The sequence below is a fragment of the Agrobacterium sp. 22-214-1 genome (assembly GCF_053522465.1).
Window position 1 is genome coordinate 462,687 of record NZ_JBNWCK010000001.1, and the last position, 21,944, is coordinate 484,630.

Annotated in this window: 22 protein-coding genes; 13 read left to right on the forward strand and 9 right to left on the reverse strand. The window is 59.4% G+C overall.

Features of this window, described 5'->3' with window-relative positions:
- Positions 1 to 21 precede the first annotated feature (21 nt).
- Together ACQZ5G_RS02350 and ACQZ5G_RS02355 are read right to left on the reverse strand one after the other, a co-directional pair.
- Positions 22 to 957, reverse strand: a complete 936-nt coding sequence (locus tag ACQZ5G_RS02350) for a FecR family protein (protein WP_448736859.1) — start codon at positions 955 to 957, stop codon at positions 22 to 24.
- 56 nt (positions 958 to 1,013) lie between these two features.
- Positions 1,014 to 1,568 carry an RNA polymerase sigma factor gene (locus ACQZ5G_RS02355; protein WP_448736860.1) on the reverse strand — a complete coding sequence of 185 codons (555 nt, stop codon included), beginning with the start codon at positions 1,566 to 1,568 and terminating at the stop codon, positions 1,014 to 1,016.
- 246 nt (positions 1,569 to 1,814) lie between these two features.
- On the opposite strand from ACQZ5G_RS02355, the gene ccoN reads away from it, so the two are divergent.
- Genes ccoN through ccoP form a run of 4 tightly spaced genes read left to right on the forward strand, consistent with a single transcriptional unit; the run spans position 1,815 to position 5,213 of the window.
- On the forward strand, positions 1,815 to 3,437 hold the full coding sequence (ccoN, locus tag ACQZ5G_RS02360) for a cytochrome-c oxidase, cbb3-type subunit I (protein WP_448736861.1): 1,623 nt from the start codon (positions 1,815 to 1,817) through the stop codon (positions 3,435 to 3,437).
- An 11-nt stretch (positions 3,438 to 3,448) separates the two neighbouring features.
- On the forward strand, positions 3,449 to 4,180 hold the full coding sequence (gene ccoO / locus ACQZ5G_RS02365; protein ID WP_080851993.1) for a cytochrome-c oxidase, cbb3-type subunit II: 732 nt from the start codon (positions 3,449 to 3,451) through the stop codon (positions 4,178 to 4,180).
- A gap of 13 nt (positions 4,181 to 4,193) precedes the next feature.
- Positions 4,194 to 4,346 (forward strand): CcoQ/FixQ family Cbb3-type cytochrome c oxidase assembly chaperone, encoded by a 153-nt coding sequence (locus tag ACQZ5G_RS02370; RefSeq protein ID WP_003525003.1) that lies wholly within the window; start codon positions 4,194 to 4,196, stop codon positions 4,344 to 4,346.
- 3 nt (positions 4,347 to 4,349) lie between these two features.
- Positions 4,350 to 5,213 carry a cytochrome-c oxidase, cbb3-type subunit III gene (ccoP, locus tag ACQZ5G_RS02375; RefSeq protein ID WP_035223371.1) on the forward strand — a complete coding sequence of 288 codons (864 nt, stop codon included), beginning with the start codon at positions 4,350 to 4,352 and terminating at the stop codon, positions 5,211 to 5,213.
- Positions 5,214 to 5,268: 55 nt separating this feature from the next.
- Here ccoP and ACQZ5G_RS02380 read toward each other — a convergent pair whose 3' ends face one another.
- The 3 genes from ACQZ5G_RS02380 to ACQZ5G_RS02390 are packed head-to-tail and all read right to left on the reverse strand — an operon-like array spanning position 5,269 to position 6,503.
- Positions 5,269 to 5,715, reverse strand: a complete 447-nt coding sequence (locus tag ACQZ5G_RS02380; protein WP_448736862.1) for a VOC family protein — start codon at positions 5,713 to 5,715, stop codon at positions 5,269 to 5,271.
- Between the two features lie 16 nt (positions 5,716 to 5,731).
- Positions 5,732 to 6,088, reverse strand: a complete 357-nt coding sequence (locus ACQZ5G_RS02385) for a VOC family protein (RefSeq protein WP_448736863.1) — start codon at positions 6,086 to 6,088, stop codon at positions 5,732 to 5,734.
- Between the two features lie 10 nt (positions 6,089 to 6,098).
- Entirely contained in the window at positions 6,099 to 6,503 is a 405-nt protein-coding gene (locus ACQZ5G_RS02390) for an SRPBCC family protein (protein ID WP_448736864.1), read from the reverse strand.
- A 119-nt stretch (positions 6,504 to 6,622) separates the two neighbouring features.
- Between ACQZ5G_RS02390 and ccoG the strand changes: the two genes are divergently transcribed.
- From ccoG to gndA, 5 genes are all read left to right on the forward strand, one after another.
- Entirely contained in the window at positions 6,623 to 8,206 is a 1,584-nt protein-coding gene (gene ccoG / locus ACQZ5G_RS02395) for a cytochrome c oxidase accessory protein CcoG (protein WP_448736865.1), read from the forward strand.
- Positions 8,203 to 8,703, forward strand: a complete 501-nt coding sequence (locus ACQZ5G_RS02400) for a FixH family protein (RefSeq protein WP_448736866.1) — start codon at positions 8,203 to 8,205, stop codon at positions 8,701 to 8,703. The genes ccoG and ACQZ5G_RS02400 overlap by 4 nt, the downstream gene beginning before the upstream one ends.
- Positions 8,700 to 10,991: a cation-translocating P-type ATPase gene (locus ACQZ5G_RS02405; RefSeq protein ID WP_448736867.1), complete on the forward strand. Its 2,292-nt coding sequence runs from the start codon at positions 8,700 to 8,702 to the stop codon at positions 10,989 to 10,991. Before ACQZ5G_RS02400 ends, ACQZ5G_RS02405 begins: the two co-directional genes overlap by 4 nt.
- Positions 10,988 to 11,146 carry a cbb3-type cytochrome oxidase assembly protein CcoS gene (gene ccoS, locus ACQZ5G_RS02410; RefSeq protein ID WP_003502794.1) on the forward strand — a complete coding sequence of 53 codons (159 nt, stop codon included), beginning with the start codon at positions 10,988 to 10,990 and terminating at the stop codon, positions 11,144 to 11,146. Before ACQZ5G_RS02405 ends, ccoS begins: the two co-directional genes overlap by 4 nt.
- A 164-nt stretch (positions 11,147 to 11,310) precedes the next feature.
- Positions 11,311 to 12,741 (forward strand): NADP-dependent phosphogluconate dehydrogenase, encoded by a 1,431-nt coding sequence (gene gndA / locus ACQZ5G_RS02415; RefSeq protein WP_448736868.1) that lies wholly within the window; start codon positions 11,311 to 11,313, stop codon positions 12,739 to 12,741.
- 67 nt (positions 12,742 to 12,808) lie between these two features.
- On the opposite strand, the gene ACQZ5G_RS02420 is transcribed toward gndA, so the two are convergent.
- The 3 genes from ACQZ5G_RS02420 to ACQZ5G_RS02430 all read right to left on the reverse strand — a co-directional run bounded on the left by ACQZ5G_RS02420 (position 12,809) and on the right by ACQZ5G_RS02430 (position 16,959).
- Complete coding sequence (locus ACQZ5G_RS02420) at positions 12,809 to 13,135, reverse strand: RcnB family protein (protein WP_003525025.1); 327 nt, start codon at positions 13,133 to 13,135, stop codon at positions 12,809 to 12,811.
- A 190-nt stretch (positions 13,136 to 13,325) separates the two neighbouring features.
- Positions 13,326 to 14,357, reverse strand: a complete 1,032-nt coding sequence (mgrA, locus tag ACQZ5G_RS02425) for an L-glyceraldehyde 3-phosphate reductase (RefSeq protein WP_448736869.1) — start codon at positions 14,355 to 14,357, stop codon at positions 13,326 to 13,328.
- A 103-nt stretch (positions 14,358 to 14,460) separates the two neighbouring features.
- Positions 14,461 to 16,959, reverse strand: a complete 2,499-nt coding sequence (locus ACQZ5G_RS02430) for a beta-mannosidase (RefSeq protein WP_448736870.1) — start codon at positions 16,957 to 16,959, stop codon at positions 14,461 to 14,463.
- A gap of 490 nt (positions 16,960 to 17,449) precedes the next feature.
- On the opposite strand from ACQZ5G_RS02430, the gene ACQZ5G_RS02435 reads away from it, so the two are divergent.
- Positions 17,450 to 18,502: a LacI family transcriptional regulator gene (locus ACQZ5G_RS02435; protein ID WP_448736871.1), complete on the forward strand. Its 1,053-nt coding sequence runs from the start codon at positions 17,450 to 17,452 to the stop codon at positions 18,500 to 18,502.
- 194 nt (positions 18,503 to 18,696) lie between these two features.
- Here the strand turns inward: ACQZ5G_RS02435 and znuA are convergent, their stop codons facing one another.
- Positions 18,697 to 19,689 (reverse strand): zinc ABC transporter substrate-binding protein ZnuA, encoded by a 993-nt coding sequence (gene znuA / locus ACQZ5G_RS02440; RefSeq protein WP_448736872.1) that lies wholly within the window; start codon positions 19,687 to 19,689, stop codon positions 18,697 to 18,699.
- Between the two features lie 104 nt (positions 19,690 to 19,793).
- On the opposite strand from znuA, the gene znuC reads away from it, so the two are divergent.
- Genes znuC through zur form a run of 3 tightly spaced genes read left to right on the forward strand, consistent with a single transcriptional unit; the run spans position 19,794 to position 21,941 of the window.
- On the forward strand, positions 19,794 to 20,720 hold the full coding sequence (znuC, locus tag ACQZ5G_RS02445) for a zinc ABC transporter ATP-binding protein ZnuC (protein WP_448736873.1): 927 nt from the start codon (positions 19,794 to 19,796) through the stop codon (positions 20,718 to 20,720).
- Positions 20,713 to 21,531, forward strand: coding sequence for a zinc ABC transporter permease subunit ZnuB (znuB, locus tag ACQZ5G_RS02450; RefSeq protein ID WP_020809931.1), 819 nt, complete (start codon positions 20,713 to 20,715; stop codon positions 21,529 to 21,531). The genes znuC and znuB overlap by 8 nt, the downstream gene beginning before the upstream one ends.
- Positions 21,528 to 21,941 carry a zinc uptake transcriptional repressor Zur gene (gene zur / locus ACQZ5G_RS02455; RefSeq protein ID WP_003525037.1) on the forward strand — a complete coding sequence of 138 codons (414 nt, stop codon included), beginning with the start codon at positions 21,528 to 21,530 and terminating at the stop codon, positions 21,939 to 21,941. Before znuB ends, zur begins: the two co-directional genes overlap by 4 nt.
- The last annotated feature ends 3 nt before the right edge of the window (positions 21,942 to 21,944 follow it).

A 21,944-nucleotide genomic window follows, 5' to 3' on the forward strand; every position in this document is an offset into this window, starting at 1 on the left:
CTGCAGTCCGGTGAAGAAAAACTAGTAAATTATAGTCAGGAATTTACCGGTCCGGGCGATCCGCAGACCGAAAGCATCGGCGAAATCGTCAAGTGCGCGGTTTCCATCCGTCAGATTGAACGAACCGGTTATCCTTTTCCTGTTTAGGCGGGGATCGAGCGTAATGACGCCGCCGGGTATATGACGGAATATCTGAGTGACCACCTCCGATAGCGGGCGATCGTCGAAGACGAGGCGACCGTTGCGCCAGGGTGTCTGGAACTCCGCTGGAACCGTTTCCTCAGGTCCGATGCCCGCGTCATCGACGATGATACGTTTTCCCGAATCCAGAACGACCCTTTGCTTCGTGGCGTCGGAATGGACGGCGACCCTGCTTTCTGTCACCGTTACCTCAAAGCCGCTCCCCAGAAGATTGACGTCGAAAGCCGTTCCGAGCGCCGTGACGACGCCCTCCGGCGTGGCGACTTCGAAAGCGCCGAGCGTATCGGACCGCGCCACCTCGAAATAGGCTTCGCCTTTCAGCAAGTCTATCCTTCGGCGTCCGTTGGAGAAGGAAAGTGCAATCGCGGTATCGGAATTCATATGTATCGTCGAACCGTCCGGCAGCTTTTCGGTTCGCAGTTCCGTCTTCGCCGTCATCAGGTCGGCCCTGAGCTGGGTCGGAACATCCAAGACGGCAATGAGGTTACCTGAAACCGTCAGCAAAAGGACGGCCACGATTATTTTGCCAGGCCCTTTGCCGCGGCGAAATGCCTTCCTTGTGAAAGCCGGCTCTTTCGCAAGCGCGATATGCGTCTGATCAAGCACCGCCGCGACGCGACGATAGGCTTCCGCATGCGCGGGATCGGCCGCGAGCCACCGGTCGAATTCTTCCTTTTCGGCCGGGCTTGCGGTTTCCGAAAGACAGAGCGCCCAATCCACCGCTTGTTGCCGGATGCGCTTACTGTTGTCTGTCATGCTTTCACGTTTCCATCGCGTTCAATCGGGGTTGCGGAATTGGGCGCCGAATGCGGCTAGTCGAACTGATCCATCTTTTCCAGACAATGGAGCACGGCATGTCGCAAATGCCTGTCCACCGATCCACGTGTGATGCCCATGGCGGCGGCGATATCCTCGCGCGGTATTTGTCCCACCCTGTGTGCTATGAACACCCGGCGGCATGTCGGCGGCAAAGCCTGGATTGCCTCGCGCAATGCCGCAAGCCGCTTGCGGAGATCAAGATTTTGTCCGGGGGCGTGCTGCTGGGTGGCGATTGCTTCTGCGGATCGGTCAAGCTGCGCGAAAAGCCGTGTTTCGAAAGCGGCTCTCCTCATCCTGTCGAAACCGAGATTGACAGCCGCCCGAATGAGAAAGGCTTTTATACTGGATTTATGTTCCAGCCGATGGTCACTGGTTGCAAGCTTTATATAAAGATCATGCACGACATCGTGCGACAGGGCCTGATCGATACCTTTTCGACTGACAGCCTGAATTATCTCCCTGTAATAACGTTCAATAGACATGTCCAGCGGACGCCTTTCGTCGGAAAAACGTTCTGGAGATACTTCGAGCGGCGGCTTCGAACTCATTATAATCTGTTGCCAATCCAGTTAAAACCGCAGTTTCCCAGACGAAATAGCATTGCCGCATGAAAAGGCAATAAAAACATGACTGTATTATTCATATTTTTTTCCGGGTTCTTTTTCTTGATCTGGATCAAGGTGGCGTTGCCCTGCCGGTGGCAATGCTCCAACCGACGCAAAGGCGCGTTTCCGCTCTCCCAGGCGCGTGCCGTGCCTTTCGTCGGTCGGCTTGCACGTTGGGGGAAACCAACAATGAATTACACGTTAGAAACCGCGATCGTGGCGCTCGGCGCCTTTCTCGCGTTGCTTGGGGCAGCATTTGCCCATGACAGTCTTTTCGCCGCCCATATGTGGGTGCTGTTCTTTACGCTTCTGGTCAGCACGGTGCTTCTGCTGCGCCGTGTCTCCTTCGCGCCTGTCGATTCAGCCGCGCGTGCCCGCCTCAATTCGGAATATTTCGACGAGGTGGTGAAATACGGCGTCATCGCCACCGTGTTCTGGGGTGTCGTCGGCTTTCTGGTCGGCGTCGTGGTGGCGCTTCAGCTCGCTTTTCCCGATCTCAATATCGCGCCCTATTTCAATTTCGGCCGGATGCGGCCGCTGCACACATCGGCGGTGATCTTCGCTTTCGGGGGAAATGCGCTGATCGCCACCTCCTTTTACGTGGTGCAGAGGACCTGTCGGGCGCGCCTGTTCGGCGGCAATCTCGGCTGGTTCGTGTTCTGGGGCTACAACCTCTTCATCGTCATGGCCGCCACCGGCTATCTGCTCGGCATCACGCAGGGCCGCGAATATGCGGAGCCGGAATGGTATGTAGACATCTGGCTGACCGTCGTATGGGTCGCCTATCTGCTGGTGTTCCTCGGCACGATCCTCACGCGCAAGGAGCCGCATATCTATGTGGCGAACTGGTTTTATCTGAGTTTCATCGTCACCATCGCCATGCTGCATATCGTCAATAATCTGGCGGTGCCGGTGTCCTTCCTCGGGATCAAGAGCTATTCGGCCTTTTCGGGCGTGCAGGACGCGCTGACGCAATGGTGGTACGGCCATAACGCCGTCGGCTTCTTCCTGACGGCCGGCTTCCTCGGCATGATGTACTACTTCATCCCGAAGCAGGTGAACCGCCCGGTCTATTCCTACCGCCTGTCGATCATCCACTTCTGGGCGCTGATCTTCATGTATATCTGGGCCGGCCCGCACCATCTGCATTATACGGCGCTGCCGGACTGGGCGCAGACGCTCGGCATGGTGTTCTCGGTGATGCTGTGGATGCCCTCGTGGGGCGGCATGATCAACGGTCTGATGACGCTTTCGGGCGCATGGGACAAGATCCGCACCGATCCCGTCGTGCGTATGATGGTGATGGCGGTTGCCTTCTACGGCATGGCGACCTTCGAAGGCCCGATGATGTCGATCAAGGCCGTCAACTCGCTCAGCCACTATACCGACTGGACCATCGGCCATGTTCATTCCGGCGCACTCGGCTGGAACGGCATGATCACTTTCGGCGCGATCTATTACCTGACGCCGAAACTGTGGGGCAGGGAGCGTCTCTATAGCCTGCAACTGGTCAACTGGCACTTCTGGCTCGCCACGCTTGGCATTGTCGTCTACGCCGCCGTTATGTGGGTCGCCGGCATCCAGCAGGCGCTGATGTGGCGCGAATATGATGCCCAAGGCTTCCTCGTCTATTCCTTCGCGGAATCGGTCGCCGCGCTGTTCCCCTATTACGTGATGCGTGCATTGGGCGGCCTGATGTTCCTCAGCGGCGCGCTGATCATGGCCTACAACGTCACGATGACCATCCTCGGTCATCAACGCGAGGAGGGCGCCAGCAAAGGCGCGGCACCCTCGCTGCAGCCTGCTGAATAAGGAGCGGCCCCATGTCCATTCTTGACAAACACGCCGTCATCGAACGCAACGCGACGCTGCTTCTGGTCGGTTCCCTGCTGGTCGTCTCCATCGGCGGCATCGTTGAAATCGCACCGCTCTTCTATCTCGAAAATACCATCGAGAAGGTGGAGGGCATGCGGCCCTACACACCGCTCGAACTGGCCGGGCGCAACATCTACATCCGCGAGGGATGTTACGTCTGCCACAGCCAGATGATCCGGCCGTTCCGCGACGAGGTGGAACGTTACGGGCATTACAGCCTGGCGGCGGAATCCATGTACGACCACCCGTTCCAATGGGGTTCCAAGCGCACGGGGCCTGATCTTGCGCGCGTCGGCGATCGTTATTCGAACGAATGGCATGTGCAGCATCTGGCCGATCCGCGTTCGGTGGTGCCGGAATCGATCATGCCCTCCTATGCGTTCCTGAAGACCACGACGCTGAAGATCACCGACGTTTCCATGGAGCTGAAGGCCAACCGCGCCGTCGGTGTGCCCTATAGCGATGAGATGATCGAAAAATCCGCCGCCGATCTTGCCGCCCAGGCTGACCCGAATGCGGATTCGTCGGAACTCCTGGCGCGTTATCCGAAGGCGAAGGTGGGCGATTTCGACGGCGATCCGGCCAGGCTTACCGAAATGGATGCTCTGGTCGCCTATCTGCAAATGCTCGGCACGCTGGTCGATTTCTCGACCTATGACGATGCCGCCGGATACCGGTGAGGAGGTGTGAGCCATGGAAACCTACACGGCCATGCGCCACTTCGCCGATAGCTGGGGCCTGCTTGCCATGACCCTGTTCTTTGCCGGCGTCGTCGTTTTCACCCTTCGCCCCGGCTCCAGACAAGCCGCGGACGATGCCGCCAGCATTCCGCTCAAGGAGGACTAGGATATGTCCGAAAAACACATTGATGACATCAGCGGCGTCGAAACCACCGGCCATGAATGGGACGGTATCCGCGAGCTGAACAATCCCATGCCGCGCTGGTGGGTCTGGACCTTCTATGCAACGATCCTCTGGGCGATTGGCTACACCATTGCCTTTCCGGCATGGCCGCTGATCAATGGCGCGACGCAGGGCTTGCTCGGCTGGAGCAGCCGTGGCGAGATCGCGGCCGACATGGCCGAAGCGAAACAGTCGCAGAGCGTCTATGTCGACAGGATCGCCAACTCGTCGCTTGCTGAAATTCAGGCAGATCCGACCCTGAGGCAATTTGCCCTTTCCGGCGGCGCTGCCGCTTTCAAGGTCAATTGCATTCAGTGTCACGGTTCGGGCGCTGAAGGCGGGCAGGGCTATCCCAACCTCAACGATGACGACTGGATGTGGGGCGGCAGCGTCGACGACATCTATACGACGGTGAAGCACGGCATTCGTTTTGCCGACGATGCGGATACGCGCGCTTCGGAAATGCCGGCCTTTAGCGATATTCTCCAGTCGAATGAAATCCGCGAGGTTGCCGCCTATGTCGTCAGTCTCACCGGCACCCCCTCCAACCCGGCGCTGGTGGAGCCCGGCAAGCAGCTCTTTGCCGACAATTGCGCCTCCTGCCACGGGGAAGACGCCAAGGGCAACCGCGAATTCGGCGCGCCCAATCTTGCCGATGCGATCTGGCTAAAGTCGCAGGGCGAAGAGGGGATTGTCTCGCAGATACGGTCGCCCAAGCACGGGGTCATGCCCGCCTGGGGTGAGCGTCTCGGTGATACGACCGTCAAGCAGCTGGCAATCTTCGTGCACTCCCTTGGTGGGGGCGAATGAGGCAAGTAGAATATAACGAAGGGCGCCGGGGAGGCGCCCTTTTTTATTGTTCAGATTAGGCGTTTTCCGCCCGTCCATCCGGATATTCGGCTGGTCCCTTCAACTCGATCTTGTTGCCGAAGGGATCACGGAAATAGAACGAATGTCCCATTCCTCTCGCGCCGCCGTGAAAGGCTTCCTGTTCTATCGTGACGTTAAATTTCGCCAGATGTGCGCGAAGCGCATCATGGTTCAGAGGACCGGTCGCTATGCAGATGTGATCGACATTACGACCTCCGGCGACGGGCGGAGCGGCCTTTGTGCCACCGGCGTGCGTGACATCCCACAGCACAATCAGGGCATTGCCGCACCAGACTTGTTCCATCCCGAGAGCAGGGTAAGAGTAACCATCCCTACACCCCAGCGCGTTCCGGTAAAAATCGAGCGCCCGCGTCATGTCGTCGACGATGAAGACGATATGATCGATACCGACCAACGAAAAAGGCGGTGTTGTCAAAGTCATGGCGGGCTCCTGCCGATCAGTTTTTCGACCAGACGGCCAGTTCATACCCGTCCGGATCGGCGAAATGGAAACGCCGGCCGCCGGGAAACTCGAAGATCGCGACGCTGATCTCCCCGCCGGCGGCTTCAACGCGTCGCTGCACATCCTCGATATCGGCGGCGTAGAGAATGACGAGCGGTCCGCCCCTGGCCGAGACCGGCGCCGTGGTGGTGAAACCGCCGGTCAGCCGGCCATCGGAAAACTCGCAATATTGCGGACCGTAATCCTTGAAGGACCAGCCGAAGGCGCCACCGTAAAATTCCTTGCTGCGCTCGATATCGGCGACGTTGAATTCGACATAGTCGATCCGCCGGTCGTTCGTATTCGTGGTCATGCTTCCTCCATCAATCCTTTTCGAGCAGCGCCTTCAGCGTTTCGAGATCGGCCGTGACCGCTTTTGCATCCTGCTCGAAATCCTCGTCCGTCATGCCCTGAAGGCGAAGCAGGGTGAAACTCACCTCCGTGCCGCTGCCGTTCGGCGTTACCCGTAGCGCGTTATAAACCTTCACGCCATCCGGCAAGGTCACGACATGGTCGATGACGCCGAACTCGTTTGCGGGCGCGAAATTGACGCGTACTTCGCCAAGCGGGCCGCCCTCGGCGATCCAGTCCTCGCCGTCCGGTGTGAGGCCGCCCGCAAGGCCTGCGGCCCAGTGCGGCATGTTCTGCGGGTTGGAGGCGAAGTCATAGACGTGGCTCCAGGGTTTTTCGACCGACAGATGAATGATTCTCGACTGCATGACAGGCATTTCATCCTCCCTTGGCGGCGCGTTCCCATACTGCGCCACTTTGTCGTCACTTGATGTAAGTCAAGGATGTTTCACCGGGGAGATGGGAGAAAGCAAGGAGATAAAAACGGACTCCTATCATGAACATCTATCGCGCCGGACAGGACCGCCCGCAACAGCCTGTCGAAAGGCTGGAGGCGGAAGCCGTCAATTCCGCAAAAACGCGCAAACCGCTCTACGAAGCACGCAGGAAGATTTTTCCCAAGCGCGCCGAGGGGCGGTTCCGGCGGTTCAAATGGCTGGTGATGCTGGTCACGCTCGGCATTTATTATCTGACGCCGTTCCTGCGCTGGGATCGCGGTCCCTATGCGCCGGATCAGGCGGTGCTGATCGATATCGCCAACCGGCGCTTTTATTTCTTCTTCATCGAAATCTGGCCGCAGGAGTTCTTCTTCGTCGCCGGATTGCTGGTCATGGCCGGGCTTGGGCTGTTTCTCGTCACTTCCGCTGTCGGGCGCGCATGGTGCGGTTATACCTGTCCGCAGACCGTCTGGGTCGACCTGTTTCTGGTGGTCGAACGGGCGATAGAGGGCGACAGGAACGCGCGCATGAAACTGGATGCCGCGCCCTTCACATTCGGCAAATTGCGCAAGCGGGTGCTGAAACATGCGATCTGGCTGGTGATCGGCGTTCTGACCGGTGGCGCCTGGATTTTCTATTTCGCCGATGCGCCGACGCTGGCGATGCAGTTCATGACCGGGCAGGCGCCGATGATCGCCTATTCCACCGTCGCCATCCTCACCGCCACGACCTATGTCTTCGGCGGGCTGATGCGAGAACAGGTCTGCACCTATATGTGTCCCTGGCCGCGCATTCAGGCGGCGATGCTGGATGAGAACTCGCTTGTCGTCACCTATAATGACTGGCGCGGCGAACCGCGCTCGCGGCATGCCAAGAAGGCTGCGGCGGCAGGGGAGAGCATCGGCGACTGCGTCGATTGCAATGCCTGCGTCGCGGTCTGTCCCATGGGCATCGACATCAGGGACGGGCAGCAGCTGGAATGCATCACCTGCGCGCTCTGCATCGATGCCTGCGACGGGGTGATGGACAAGATCGGCAAGCCGCGCGGGCTGATCGCCTATGCGACCCTTTCCGAATACCAGTCCAACATGGCGCTGGCGACCGGCAATGGTGAGCATGCCATCCGCCCCGCCAATGTGCGCGAGGAGGACGGCAGCTTCAGGAAGAGCATCCGCCACTTCAACTGGCGCATCGTTTTCCGGCCGCGCACGCTGCTCTACACGGCCATATGGTCGGCGGTCGGCATCGGCATGCTGTTTGCGCTGGTGACGCGGGAGCGGCTGGCGCTGAATGTGCTGCATGACCGCAATCCGCAATATGTGCTGGAATCGAACGGCTCCATTCGCAACGGCTATACGGTGCGCATTCTCAACATGGTGCCGCAGCCGCGCACAATGAACCTGACCATCGAGGGCATTCCGAATGCGGTGATGAAGATCAACGGCATGCCGGACATGGCCGCGCGCACCTTCGAAGTGACGGTGGAGCCGGACGAGGCGACGACGCTGAAGGTCTTCGTCACCCTGCCGGGCGAGGATGTGGCGCGTACGGCGGAAAATTTCGAATTCATCGTCAGCGATACGGGCGGCCATGAGACGGCCCGCTACGATGCTGTCTTCAACGCTCCGGGAGTGAAAAAATGACCGTGAACAATCGCCAGACGTCCGGTTTCACGTTCACCGGCTGGCATATGCTGGGTGTCATGCTGCTGTTTTTCGGCACCGTCATCACCGTCAACATGGTGATGGCCTGGAACGCGGTCAACAGCTGGAGCGGGCTCGTCGTGCCCAATACCTATGTGGCCAGCCAGCAGTTCAACGCCAAGGCGGAAGCCGCCAAGGCAAGGGCTGCGACCGGGATCAAGGGCAAGCTCATCGTGGATGAAAAGACGGTGCGTTACGAGGTGTTTCATCCCGATACCGGCCCGGTCGACACCGATAAGGTGACGGCGCATTTTCGCCGGCCTGTGGGGGAACGCCAGAATTTCGACATGGAACTGACCCCGGTTTCCACCGGTGTCTTCACCGGCCTGCATGACATGCTGCCGGGCCAATGGATCGTCGAGGTTACCGCCGTCAAGGACGGCCGGATCATCGTTCATGAGGGCACGCGGATTGCCGTCATCAGGGGGCGCAAATGAGCTGCTGCGCACCGGGAACGGAAGGTTCGCTACAGCTTGGCGAGCCGGTCAATCCACCATCGTCGGAGGAATTGCTGCTGGCAAGCCGCGATCTGGGGCAGGGGCTGCGCCAGACCGATCTCAGCGTGCCGGATGTGTATTGCGGCGCCTGCATCGCCACCATCGAGACCGCGCTCGGCCGTCTTGGCCAAGTGGAACGGGCGCGGGTGAACCTGTCGTCCAAACGCGTGGCCGTCGTCTGGAAAGAGGAAGTCGACGGCGTCAGGACCGATCCCGCCGAGATTGCCCGCGCCATTCTTGCGACGGGATATCGCACGCATCTTTTCGCCAGCGGGCAGGATGCCTCGGACGCCTTGCGTTCGCAGCTGATAAGGGCGGTGGCGCTGTGCGGCTTTGCTTCCGCCAATATCATGCTTCTGTCCGTCTCCGTCTGGTCGGGCGCGGATGCGGCGACGCGCGACATGTTCCACTGGATTTCGGCGATGATCGCCGCGCCGGCACTGATCTATGGCGGGCGATTTTTCTATCAATCTGCCTGGAACGCGCTGAAACACGGCCGCACCAATATGGATGTGCCGATCGCGCTTGCCATCACGCTCTCCTATGCCGTTTCGCTGTGGGAAACGATCCATCACGGTGAGCATGCCTGGTTTGATGCGACCGTATCGCTGCTGTTCTTCCTGCTGATCGGCCGGACGCTTGACCATATCATGCGCGACAAGGCGCGCTCGGCCATTGCCGGGCTTGCCCGGCTGTCGCCGCGCGGGGCTACCGTTATCGGTGAGAATGGAACGCGGGAGTATCGGCCGCTTGCCGATATCCAGCCGGGAATGTCGATTGCGATTGCGGCCGGGGACCGTGTGGCGGTGGATGCCGTGGTCGTCTCCGGCAGCAGCGATCTCGACATGTCCATCGTTAATGGCGAAAGCGCACCGCGTCGCGTTACGGCAGGCGACAGCCTTCAGGCCGGCACGCTCAATCTTACCGGTTCGCTCACTGCGCGGGTGACGGCATCGGCGAAGGATTCCTTCCTTTCGGAAGTGATCGGGTTGATGGAGGCGGCCGAAGGCGGGCGGGCGCGTTACCGGCGCATCGCCGACCGTGCCGCGAGCTATTATTCTCCCGTGGTGCATCTTCTTGCGCTGGTGACGTTTCTCGGTTGGGGCATTTTCGGCGGTGACTGGAAACAGGCGATGCTGATCGCCATTGCGGTTCTCATCATCACCTGCCCCTGCGCGCTTGGCCTTGCCGTTCCCGTCGTGCAGGTGGTGGCCGCCGGAAGGCTCTTCCGGCACGGCATCATGGTCAAGGAAGGCTCGGCGATGGAGCGGCTGGCCGAAATCGATACCGTGCTGTTCGACAAGACCGGCACCCTGACTATCGGCAAACCGAGATTGGTCGAGACCGGCGATGTGAAGCCTGCCACCATGGCGATTGCGGCGGGGCTTGCCGCCCATTCGCGGCATCCCCTGTCGAAAGCCCTGCATGCTGCCTATAGCGGCGCTGTGCCGGCCTATGAGGCGGTGCGGGAAATTCCGGGCTCCGGCGTCGAGGCGGAGACGGAAGCCGGAACCTACCGGCTGGGCAATCGCCGTTTCGCGTGCCCGGATGAAGCAAGCGTCGATAATGGCGATGCGCGGTCGGAAGTGATGCTGTCCCTCGATGGCCGACATCTGGCGAGCTTCGGTTTCGAGGATAATCCGCGCGCAGGTGCGGTTGCGGCATTGTGCAGCCTGTCGGTGCGGGGCCTGATGCAGGAAATCATCTCGGGTGACCGGGCCGCCGCCGTCAGCGCCATGGCGCAGCGGCTGGGGATCGGCAAGTGGCGTGCGGATCTGTCGCCGAAGGACAAGGCGGCGCGCTGCACTGAGCTTGCCGGCGAAGGGCGCAGGGTGCTGATGGTGGGAGATGGTATCAACGACGCGCCGGCGCTCGCTGCCGCGCATGTGTCCATGGCGCCCGCCACCGCCGCCGATATCGGCCGGCAGGCCGCCGATTTCGTGTTCATGCAGGAGGATCTCGACGCCGTGCCTTTCGCAATCGAGACATCGCAGCGGGCAGGACAGCTCATCCGGCAGAACTTCGCGCTTGCCATCGGCTACAACATCATCGCCGTGCCGATTGCGATTGCCGGTTATGCGACGCCGATGATTGCGGCCATCGCCATGTCGACGTCCTCGCTGATCGTTGTCGCCAATGCCCTGCGGCTTGCCGGTGCGGCTGAAACCGTCCGTCCTCAGAGCCAAGCGAAGACCGGATTTGCAGGCGAGGGGGCGCAACTGGCATGAACATGCTGATCTATCTCATTCCCGTCGCGCTGTTCTTAGGAGCGCTTGGCCTTTTCGCCTTCCTCTGGTCGGTGCGCTCGGGCCAATATGAGGATATGGACGGGGCCGCCTGGCGGGCGCTGGATGATGGTGACGACCGGCCCCGACGATCATAAGAGGCGAGGCGGGTTTGGCGTTTTGAACCGGCCTCGACCTGTCGCAAATATGCAAAGCTGATTTGCGTCATCAAAATTTAATCGTTTCAGTCGCCCCCAGCCTTGCCGTTTGTTCATTACAGTGCCACAACACGACCACCTAAAAGCAAGATGGAGGCACATCCGTGGAACAGGCAGAAATCGGTTTGATCGGTCTCGGCGTCATGGGCTCGAACCTGGCGTTGAACATCGCTGAAAAGGGCAACAAGATTGCCGTATTCAACCGAACCCCGGAAGTTACACGAAAATTCTACGCCGATGCAGGCGACCTGCAGGGCCAGATCATTCCCTGCGAAACCATCGAGGAATTCGTCGCCGCCATTCGTCCTCCGCGCCCGATCATCATCATGATCAAGGCCGGCGATCCGGTCGACCAGCAGATGGAAATCCTGAAACCGCATCTCGCCAACGGCGACATCATGATCGATGCCGGCAATGCGAATTTCCGCGATACGATCCGCCGTTTCGACAATCTGAAGGATAGCGGCCTGACCTTTATCGGCATGGGCGTTTCCGGCGGTGAAGAAGGTGCGCGTCATGGACCGTCGATCATGGTCGGTGGCACCGAGGACAGCTGGAAGCGCGTCGAGAAGGTGCTGACTTCCATTTCCGCCAAGTACAACAACGATCCGTGCGTGGCATGGCTCGGCAATGACGGCGCCGGCCATTTCGTCAAGACCATCCATAACGGCATCGAATATGCCGACATGCAGATGATCGCCGAAATCTACGGCATCCTGCGGGACGGCCTGAAGATGAGCGCCGTCGAAATCGCCGATGTTTTCGCAGAATGGAACAAGGGCCGCCTGAATTCCTACCTGATCGAAATCACCGAGAAGGTTCTGCGCGCCGCCGATCCGATCACCGGCAAGCCGATGGTCGATCTGATCCTCGACAAGGCCGGCCAGAAGGGCACCGGCAAGTGGTCGGTCATCGAGGCGCAGAACATGGGCGTCGCCGCTACCGCCATCGAAGCCGCCGTGGCTGCCCGTATTCTCTCTTCGCAGAAGGACGAGCGTGAAGCTGCCGAGAAGATCTTCGGCCTGCCGACCGTTGCCCCGGCGCCCGCCGACAAAAAAGCCTTCATCGCCGATCTGGAAAACGCGCTTCTGGCTGCCAAGGTCGGTGCTTATGCGCAGGGCTTCGCCATCATGTCGGCCGCTTCCAAGGAGTTCAACTGGAACCTGCCGATGCCGACGATTGCCCGCATCTGGCGCGCCGGTTGCATCATCCGCTCGGAATTCCTCGATGAGATCACGTCGGCCTTCACCAAGGACCCGCATGTGGCCAACCTCATCGTGACGCCTGCCTTTGCGGGCATCGTCAAGGATACCGACGCGCCGCTGCGCCGTGTTGTTTCCTATGCCGTTCTCTCCGGCCTGCCGGTTTCGGCGCTGGCTTCGGCGCTCGGTTATTTCGACGCCTATCGCCGTGGCCGCGGCAGCGCCAACCTCATTCAGGCGCAGCGCGACTTCTTCGGCGCCCATGGTTTCGAACGCACCGACGGTGTGGACAAGCCACACGGCCCGTGGGGCAGCGGCGCCGACATTTTTTGATCGGCTGAAACGACAAACGACAAAAGGCCCGCGCGAGCGGGCCTTTTTCATTTCATCGATGCCTGGATTAGCGGGCGGCGGCGAGGCCGACGATCAGGCCGCTGACGGCGTTGATGAGCAGGAACTGGTTGTCGACGCGGACCCAGCGCTGGTCGCGGCGCGGTTCTGCGAGGTGGTAACGGCGGTAGTCACGACGGTCTACCATGTTGCGGCGCTCACGGGCCGAAAGGCGCTGGCCGCGATCCCAGCGGTGCTTCTTGACGATGACCTTCTTGGTGGTGACCTGACGCTCGACGGTAACGCCGCGATGGCGATCGTCGTGGCGGCTTTGGGCCTGAGCCATCGGAGCGGCGAGAACGGTAGCGGCCAGAAGAATGGTGACGAACTTTTTCATGGAAGTTTCCTCTCGTGTTTCGATGAGGAGAACTTACGAATAAACGAATGAACGGAAACTGAATTTAAAATTACATTTATGTAATGGTTATTAACGGTTAGGGGTGGGAGTTAATCTTTTGTTTTGAGGTTTTTGGCCCGGCTTTTGCAGTGTGCAGACCGCCCGGCGAAACCGGGCGGTCTCTCCTCAGTCAGACGCGTTCGGCGGATTTTGCCCAGAGGTTGATATCCGCTTCTTTGGCGTAACGGTCGATTTCCGCAAGCTCTTCGGCCGTGAAATCCGGCTTGTCGAGCGCCTTCACGCAATCCTCGACCTGTTCGACACGGCTTGCGCCGATCAGCGCCGAGGTGATGCGGCCGCCGCGCAGAACCCAGGCAATCGCCATCTGCGCCAGCGTCTGGCCGCGCCGCTCGGCAATGCTGTTGAGTGCACGGATGTTTTCGACATTGCGCTCGTTGAGGAAGGCCGGGTTCAGCGACTTGCTCTGCGATGCGCGGCTACCCTGCGGCACGCCGCCGAGATATTTCGTCGTCAACATGCCCTGCGCCAGCGGCGAAAAGACGATGGAGCCGATGCCCAGTTCTTCCAGCGTGTCGACGAGACCGTCTTCCTCGATCCAGCGGTTGATCATCGAATAGCTCGGCTGGTGGATGATGCAGGGCGTGCCGAGGTCCTTCAGGATCGCGGCGGCCTCACGGGTGCGCTTCGAATTGTAGGACGAGATGCCGACATAAAGCGCCTTGCCCGAGCGCACGATCTGGTCCAGCGCGCCGCAGGTTTCCTCAAGCGGCGTATTGGGGTCGAAACGGTGGGAGTAGAAAATATCGACGTAGTCCAGGCCCATGCGCCTCAGGCTCTGGTCGCAGGAGGAGATAAGATATTTGCGGCTGCCCCATTCACCGTAAGGGCCGGGCCACATGTTGTAACCGGCCTTGGAGGAGATGATCATCTCGTCGCGATACCCTCTGAAATCCGTCTTCAGGATTTCACCGAAGGCGGTTTCGGCACTGCCGGGCGGCGGGCCGTAATTGTTGGCGAGATCGAAATGGGTGATGCCGAGATCGAAAGCGCGGCGGCAAATGGCCTGTTTGGTCTGGTGCGGCGTGTCGTTGCCGAAATTGTGCCAGAGCCCGAGCGAAATCGCCGGCAGCTTCAGGCCGGTCTTGCCGCAATGATTATATTTCATGGACGCATATCGGTTTTCGGCCGGTTGCCAAACCATGGGTCTTCCTCCGCTTGCTGATGACTGGCTGCCGGAGAACCCGGCAGCCTTTTGAACTGATGAAGACAGGCGTGGGTTCACCTGTCATTCCCGAGAGGGATGGTTATGCCTTTCTCCGCATGCTTTCAATGCCGGGATTGGGCGAGGATTGGCAGGTATGAAGATCGAAGATGCGGAAATGCGGCTGGGGGCCGTCCGCTTTCGGGGTGAAGATGATACGGCGCGTTTCGCCGGCGGCGAGATCGAAGAGGTTGTCGGAATAACGTCCGGGCTGATCTGCCTCCAGCATGACGAAGAGGGCGAGACCGGTGGCGGTGACATCGATTTCGAACTGGCCGTTTTTCAATGTGCTGGTGGTGAATGTCAGGCCTGCTGGCTGAAGCTCCAGCGCCTTGTAGCTATCGCGCACATGGTGCCCTTCGCCGGTCATGCCGTTGGAAGCGATGAAATTCCAGGCGAGGACGGCGCCGTCAGGCAGGCTGTCCATGTCGATATCGGTCAATATCGCAGCCCTGTCGGTCGCGCAGGTGCCGTTGGCGGATTTCAGCGGCACGCGGTTGCCGTCCATGGTCAGGGCGACGATGTTCATGTCGATTTCCACATCCTCCGCCGTGTCGTTGACCATGGAGAAGCTCACCCGGCGTCCATCTTCTGAAGGGAAGGCCGAGACCGTGACCTGCTGGAAGAAACGGCGGGCGGCATAATGCAGCGCTTTCCAGCCGCCGCCATAATCGAGGCTCGACCATGAGGCGACCGGCCAGGTGTCGTTCAGCTGCCAATAAAGCGTGCCCATGCAATGAGGCTTGAGCGAGCGCCAGTAATCGACAGCCGTGCGGATCGCCAGCGCCTGCTGGACCTGACTGAGATAAACGAAATTCTCGAAATCCTTCGGGAAGCGGAAATAGCGGAACATGGTGCCCGCAATCCGCTCATTGCCGCCGACATTCTTCTGGTGCAGCTCAATGACCGGGGAGGCGATGTTCATGTCCCGGTCTTCCGCGTAGGTGCGGATGACGGGCATGGATGTATAGGACTGGAACCCGAATTCGGAGCAGAAGCGCGGTTTCACCGAACGATAATTGTCGAACGACTTGTTCTCGTGCCAGACGGACCAGTAATGCATGTCGCCGGAACCATCAGCATGCCAGGCATCGCCATAATCGAGATAACCGGAGGCGGGGCTCGATGGCCACCAGTGCGCTTCGGGAGCGGCTTTTTTCAGGGCCCGTTCGATGGTGCGGTTCAGGCGGTCATAGGCCACGAGATAACGGTCGCGATTGTTGCGGGATTCATCGAACCATGTCAGCGCACCCACCAGCTCGTTATCACCGCACCAGAGCGCGATGGAGGGATGGGAGGAGAGGCGTTTCACCTGATAATCGACCTCGTGTTCGACATTGTCGAGGAAATCCTCGCTGCAGGGATAGAGATTGCAGGCGAACATGAAGTCCTGCCAGACCAGCAGGCCGAGACGGTCGCAGAGATCGTAGAACCAGTCTTCCTCATAGAACCCGCCGCCCCAGACGCGGATCATGTTCATATTGGCCTCGACCGCGGAGCAGAGAAGGTCTTCGGTCTTTTCCCGGCTGGCGAGCGAATAAAGCGCATCGGCGGGGATCCAGTTGGCGCCGCGGCAGAAGATTTCCCGGCCGTTGATGCGGAAGGCAAAGCGGCTGCCGGCCTCGTCCTTGTCCGTCAGAAGCTCGATGGTTCTGAAGCCGATCTGCCGGGTCACGGTCTCATCGGGCAATTCCACCGTCAGCTCGTAGAGCGTCTGTTCGCCACTGCCGGCTGGCCACCAGAGCTCCGGATTTTCCATGAAGAAGACGTGACGCACCACCGTTTCGCCGGCGCCGACGCCGCAATCGAGCCTGAGCCTCTCGTCATTCAGCGACAGATAGACCGGTAAGCTCGCGGGGCCTTCGGCAAACAGCGTGACGGCCACATGCAGTTCCACACCGCCTTCGACATGGTGCTGTGACGTGACGACATGTTCGATGCGGGCTGTATCGAGGCGCTTCAGCAGGATTTTGCCGTAAAGGCCGAGCGGGGCAATCGCGATATTCCAGTCCCAGCCGAAATGGCATTGCGGCTTGCGCAGCATGTTGCCATTGGCAATCGGCGAATTGCCTGGGTGATAGGGAATATAAAAAGGCTGGCGCGCCTGCCGTTCCGCGCCGGCCGCGATGTTGGAATGGAAATGGATGCGGATGGTGTTTTCACCCGGCCGCACAGCCCGCGAAACATCCGGGCGGTAACGGCGGAAACAATTGTCGGCGCTCAGGACCGGAATGTCGTTGACGAAGACGATGGCGACGGTGTCGAGGTAATCGATATCGAGATACCAGCTGGCATCCGCCTCATCGAGAATGAATGTGCGCTCGAGGATCCAGTCCTGCTGTGCGACCCATTGTACCGCCTTCTCATTGGCGCCGTGATAGGGATCTGGAATGATGCCCGCAATTTTGAGCGCGGTGTGAATATCGCCCGGTACGGAAAGCTGGGTGGCGTGGTCTCCTTCCACCGAGGTCAAGCGCCAGGACCCGGCCAGATCGATGACGGTTTCGGGCGAGGAAGAAGAAATCATAATCGGACCCTGCATAATATGAATTCGAAGAAGACTGGCCTGCATCATGGTGCAGGCTTGTGTCAGAATCTGGGGAGAATGGATGCTCGCAAAGCGGCTGCCTCACATTTATCCGGCTTTGCGATTTCCTCCCTTCGGCAACGTTACCGTAAAACAATCGTTCCGTCATTCCTTTGAGTGACAATCTGTAACATGAAAAATTCCGGGGGAGGCCGGGTCTTGATAATGACGTTTTCTCGCTCAGTAATTCGTGAGTTTTTTCATTTTATATTAGTATTTTATGTAAGTTTTTTAATCTTCAAAATGAGGATTTTTATCCCATGATATTCGGACTTTTGGCCCCGTAAGAAAAGGATCGCAGTCGGGAAATATTTTCCGGACCTATATCGTTTTAGCTGAATTGGCGGATAGCCGGACAAGACCCGCCTTAGACCGCAGACCTTTGCCTTTGCAACGGAGCAAAAGCTATCTATGATTATCGTTCGGTAAAGCGTGGCGAAATGACATGAACGATACTGGTAAATCCGGCAGGGACGACATACCCGCGACCACGGGCGAGCGTCCGACCTTGAAGACAATCGCCTATATGACGGGTCTCGGCATCACCACCGTCTCGCGCGCACTGAAGGATGCGCCCGATATCGGCGCTGAAACCAAGGAGCGCGTGCGGCTGATCGCCCGGCAGATCGGTTACCAGCCAAACCGCGCCGGGGTGCGCCTTCGCACCGGCAAGACCAATGTGATTGCCCTTGTGCTGAGCGTCGATGAAGAACTGATGGGTTTCACCAGCCAGATGGTCTTCGGCATCACCGAGGTTCTTTCCACGACACAATATCATCTGGTCGTGACGCCCCACATCCATGCCAAGGATTCCATGGTGCCGATCCGCTATATTCTCGATACCGGTTCGGCGGATGGAGTCATTATTTCGAAGATCGAGCCCAACGATCCGCGCGTTCGTTTCATGACCGAGCGCAACATGCCCTTCGTCACCCATGGGCGGTCCGATATGGGCATCGACCATGCCTTTCACGATTTCGATAACGAGGCCTATGCCTATGAGGCGGTCGAGCGGCTGGCGCAATGCGGGCGTAAAAGGATCGCCGTCGTCGTGCCGCCATCGCGGTTTTCGTTCCACGATCACGCCCGCAAGGGATTCACGAGGGCGATCAGGGATTTCGGCCTTAGCGAATTTCCGCTGGATGCCATCACCATCGAAACGCCGCTCGAAAAAATCCGCGATTTCGGCCAGCGGCTGATGCAATCCGATGATCGTCCCGACGGCATCGTTTCGATCAGCGGCAGCAGCACCATTGCACTGGTGGCGGGTTTCGAAGCGGCAGGTGTAAAAATCGGCGAAGATATCGATATCGTCTCGAAGCAGTCCGCCGAGTTTCTGAACTGGATCAAGCCGCAGATCCACACCGTCAATGAGGATATCAAGTTGGCGGGCAGGGAGCTTGCAAAGGCCCTTCTGGCGCGCATCAACGGCGCGCCGCCGGAAACCCTGCAGAGCATCAGCAGCCCTGTCTGGTCTTCAATGGCACCGAAGCCGTAACGAGCCGCTTTGCGATTGATGGCGCGACGTCTCCACCCAGCGATTGTCGCGCCTCGTTTCCTTATGCGGTACTTTATATTTCAAGCGCAAGTAACTGGTTTGAAATATGTATTATTCCGATCATTCGCGCTTCGGCCGCATTCCGGTTCAAAACCGGAATGACGGAACCGTGGCGTTAGGGGCGGCAATGTGCATCAGGACAGGCAATCCTTCAGCGAGCCTGCAATGCCGCGCATCAGCTTGAAATAGAGGTCTGGGCCGGGTTCCAGTGTCGCTGCTTCCGGATCGAGCGTCGCCGATTTCGCCGCGGTGCCTTCGGTGATGACCGAAATCAGCTTCGGCTCGAATTGCGGTTCAGCGAAAACGCAGGTTGCGCCGAGCTGGCGAACCTTTTCCTGCGTCTGCTTGACGCGGTCCGCACCCGGCAGGGTTTCGGGGCTGACGGTGATCGACCCCGCCGTCTTCACGCCGTAACGATGCTCGAAATATTGATAGGCATCGTGGAAGACGATGAAGGGCTTGTCCTTCACCGGCTTGATCGTTTCCTTGAGTTCGGCGTCGAGCGCATCGAGGTCGTCGATCAGTTTTTTGGTATTGGCCTGATAGGTCGCGGCATTGCCGGCATCGGCGGCGATCAGCGCGGTTTCCATCGTCTGCGCCATGGCCTTGGCATTGGCGGGATCGAGCCAGAGATGGGTGTCGTATGCACCGTGGTCATGGCCTTCGTGACCCTCCGCATGGTCGTGTCCATGATCGTGCGCGCCTTCCTCTTCGGCGTGGCCGTCATGCGCCTCGTGGCCTTCATCGCCATGGTCGTGTGCTTCAAAGGGGCCGCCTTCGCGGAAGGGCAGCTTTTCCAGACCCTTTGCGTCTTCCAGTTCCACCACGGTCGCCCTGCTGGCAAGCGCTTCGAGCGGCTTTTCCAGGAATGCTTCCAGTCCCGGCCCAACCCAGAAGACCACGTCGGCCTTTTCCAGTTTGCGGGCATTGGACGGTCTGAGATTATAGGTATGCGGCGAAGCCGCGCCGTCGACAATGAGCTGCGGTTCGCCGACGCCCCGCATGATGGCGGCGACGAGGGAATGGACGGGCTTGATCGAGACCACGACATCGGGCGCGGCGGTGGCGCCGGAAGCGGCGGCCGCTATTGCCACCGATGCCATGAGCGGGATCAGGAACGATTTCATGAAATGCACTCCACTTGAAGAAGTATAGTTATGTTATTACATTTATTGCGTAACTCTATAACGTATGCAATAGCGGTAAGCAACATCGCCGAACGGACAATCCCATGCTTCATTCCGCCCATCGGGGCAAAGAGATACTTGTTTCCCTTGCCAATGCCGGCGTGCAGCGTAACGGCCACTGGCTGGTGCGTGGCGTGGAGTTTTCCGTCAGCAAAGGCGAGATCGTCACGCTGATCGGGCCGAATGGTTCCGGCAAATCCACCAGCGCGAAAATGGCGATCGGCGTGGTGAAGCCGACCGAGGGCGAGGTTTCGCGCATTGCCGGTCTGAAGGTCGGTTATGTGCCGCAGAAGCTTTCCGTGGACTGGACCATGCCGCTTTCGGTGCGGCGGCTGATGACGCTGACCGGGCCGCTGCCAGCCCGTGAAATCGACGCGGCGCTGAATGCGACGGGCATTGCGCATCTCGCCAATGCCGAGGTCCAGCACCTTTCCGGCGGCGAGTTCCAGCGCGCTCTTCTGGCCCGCGCCATCGCCCGCAAACCCGATCTGCTGGTTCTAGACGAGCCCGTGCAGGGTGTCGATTTCTCCGGCGAGATAGCCCTCTATGATCTGATAAAAAATATCAGAAATTCAAATAATTGCGGAATTCTGTTAATATCGCATGACCTGCATGTGGTGATGGCGGAAACCGACACCGTCATATGCCTGAACGGCCATGTGTGCTGCCGGGGCACGCCGCAGGCGGTGAGCCAGAGCCCGGAATATATGCGGCTGTTCGGCGGCTCGGCTGCCAAGGCGCTTGCCGTCTATAGCCACCATCACGATCATACCCATCTGCCCGATGGCCGGGTGCAGCATGCGGATGGTTCGGTGACCGATCATTGCCATCCCGAAGATGGGCACCATCATATGCATGACCACGGCCACCATCACGACAGCCATGACGACTGCGGCTGCGGCCATGAGCATGAGCATGAGCACGAGGGCCATACGCCTCCCGGCCAGCGGCAGGGAGAGCGCCATGTTTGACGATTTCTTCGTTCGCGCCATGGTCGCCGGTATCGGCGTTGCGCTCACTGCCGGTCCTCTCGGCTGTTTCGTCGTCTGGCGGCGCATGGCCTATTTCGGCGATACGATGGCCCATTCGGCGCTGCTCGGCGTCGCGCTGTCGCTGCTGTTGCAGCTGAACCTCATCGTCAGCGTCTTTTTGGTAGCGTCGGCGGTTTCGATCCTGCTGCTCTTTTTGCAACGGCGTCAGGCGCTTTCCGCCGATGCATTGCTTGGCATCTTGTCCCATTCGGCGCTGGCGATCGGTCTCGTCATCGTCGCTTTCATGAGCTGGGTGCGCATCGATCTCGTCTCGTTCCTGTTCGGCGATATTCTCGCCGTTACCCGCAGCGATATCGCCCTGATCTGGGGCGGCGGGCTGGTGGTCATCGTCTCCATGGTGTTCCTGTGGCGGTCGCTGCTTGCCTCCACCGTCAATACGGAGTTGGCCGAGGCCGAGGGCTTGAACCCGGAGCGCGCAAAGCTGATCTTCACGCTGTTGATGGCGCTGGTGATAGCCATTGCCATGAAGGTGGTCGGCATCATGCTCATCACATCGTTGCTCATCATACCGGCGGCGACTGCCAGACGCTTTTCCGCGACGCCTGAGGTGATGGCGGTGGTGGCTTCGTTGATCGGCGCGGTCGCCGTTGTCGGCGGCCTGTTCGGCTCGCTCAGTTACGATACGCCGTCCGGCCCATCCATCGTGGTTGCCGCGGTGATCCTCTTCGTTATAAGCCTGTTACCGGCGCCGGGTTTTTCCCGCGCCGCGGATGAAGGAGGCAAATCATGAATGCACAGACCCAGCAGAACCTCACCAAGAACCAGTCGCTGGTCATGAATGCCCTCTCAAACGCGCATCAGCCGCTCAGCGCCTATATGATCCTCGACAAGCTGCGGGATGAGGGTTTTCGTGCGCCGCTGCAGGTTTACCGGGCGCTGGAAAAGCTGGTGGAGTTTGGCCTCGTGCACCGGCTCGAGAGCCTCAACGCCTTTGTCGCCTGCACCCATACGCAGGCGGAGTGCTGCTCGCACCACCATGGCACGGTGGCTTTCGCCATCTGCGAATCCTGCGGGCAGGTGACGGAGTTTCACGATCACGAAATCGACCACCGCCTGGAGCGCTGGGTGAAGGACAGCAAGTTCAAGGCGGAAAAGACCACCATTGAAATTCGCGGCCTCTGCGCCACCTGCTCGTCTTAGTCT

Excerpts from the sequence above, each read along its gene's own strand:
- ACQZ5G_RS02420 (WP_003525025.1), bottom strand. The coding sequence starts at position 13,135 with ATGAAAAAGTTCGTCACCATTCTTCTGGCCGCTACCGTTCTCGCCGCT.
- ACQZ5G_RS02350 (WP_448736859.1), bottom strand. The coding sequence starts at position 957 with ATGACAGACAACAGTAAGCGCATCCGGCAACAAGCGGTGGATTGGGCG.
- znuB (WP_020809931.1), top strand. The coding sequence starts at position 20,713 with ATGTTTGACGATTTCTTCGTTCGCGCCATGGTCGCCGGTATCGGCGTT.
- ccoS (WP_003502794.1), top strand. The coding sequence starts at position 10,988 with ATGAACATGCTGATCTATCTCATTCCCGTCGCGCTGTTCTTAGGAGCG.
- zur (WP_003525037.1), top strand. The coding sequence starts at position 21,528 with ATGAATGCACAGACCCAGCAGAACCTCACCAAGAACCAGTCGCTGGTC.
- ccoG (WP_448736865.1), top strand. The coding sequence starts at position 6,623 with ATGAACATCTATCGCGCCGGACAGGACCGCCCGCAACAGCCTGTCGAA.
- ccoN (WP_448736861.1), top strand. The coding sequence starts at position 1,815 with ATGAATTACACGTTAGAAACCGCGATCGTGGCGCTCGGCGCCTTTCTC.
- ccoP (WP_035223371.1), top strand. The coding sequence starts at position 4,350 with ATGTCCGAAAAACACATTGATGACATCAGCGGCGTCGAAACCACCGGC.
- ACQZ5G_RS02430 (WP_448736870.1), bottom strand. The coding sequence starts at position 16,959 with ATGCAGGGTCCGATTATGATTTCTTCTTCCTCGCCCGAAACCGTCATC.
- ACQZ5G_RS02435 (WP_448736871.1), top strand. The coding sequence starts at position 17,450 with ATGAACGATACTGGTAAATCCGGCAGGGACGACATACCCGCGACCACG.
- znuA (WP_448736872.1), bottom strand. The coding sequence starts at position 19,689 with ATGAAATCGTTCCTGATCCCGCTCATGGCATCGGTGGCAATAGCGGCC.
- ACQZ5G_RS02370 (WP_003525003.1), top strand. The coding sequence starts at position 4,194 with ATGGAAACCTACACGGCCATGCGCCACTTCGCCGATAGCTGGGGCCTG.
- ACQZ5G_RS02405 (WP_448736867.1), top strand. The coding sequence starts at position 8,700 with ATGAGCTGCTGCGCACCGGGAACGGAAGGTTCGCTACAGCTTGGCGAG.
- ACQZ5G_RS02355 (WP_448736860.1), bottom strand. The coding sequence starts at position 1,568 with ATGAGTTCGAAGCCGCCGCTCGAAGTATCTCCAGAACGTTTTTCCGAC.
- ccoO (WP_080851993.1), top strand. The coding sequence starts at position 3,449 with ATGTCCATTCTTGACAAACACGCCGTCATCGAACGCAACGCGACGCTG.
- ACQZ5G_RS02390 (WP_448736864.1), bottom strand. The coding sequence starts at position 6,503 with ATGCCTGTCATGCAGTCGAGAATCATTCATCTGTCGGTCGAAAAACCC.
- ACQZ5G_RS02380 (WP_448736862.1), bottom strand. The coding sequence starts at position 5,715 with ATGACTTTGACAACACCGCCTTTTTCGTTGGTCGGTATCGATCATATC.
- mgrA (WP_448736869.1), bottom strand. The coding sequence starts at position 14,357 with ATGGTTTGGCAACCGGCCGAAAACCGATATGCGTCCATGAAATATAAT.
- znuC (WP_448736873.1), top strand. The coding sequence starts at position 19,794 with ATGCTTCATTCCGCCCATCGGGGCAAAGAGATACTTGTTTCCCTTGCC.
- ACQZ5G_RS02385 (WP_448736863.1), bottom strand. The coding sequence starts at position 6,088 with ATGACCACGAATACGAACGACCGGCGGATCGACTATGTCGAATTCAAC.
- ACQZ5G_RS02400 (WP_448736866.1), top strand. The coding sequence starts at position 8,203 with ATGACCGTGAACAATCGCCAGACGTCCGGTTTCACGTTCACCGGCTGG.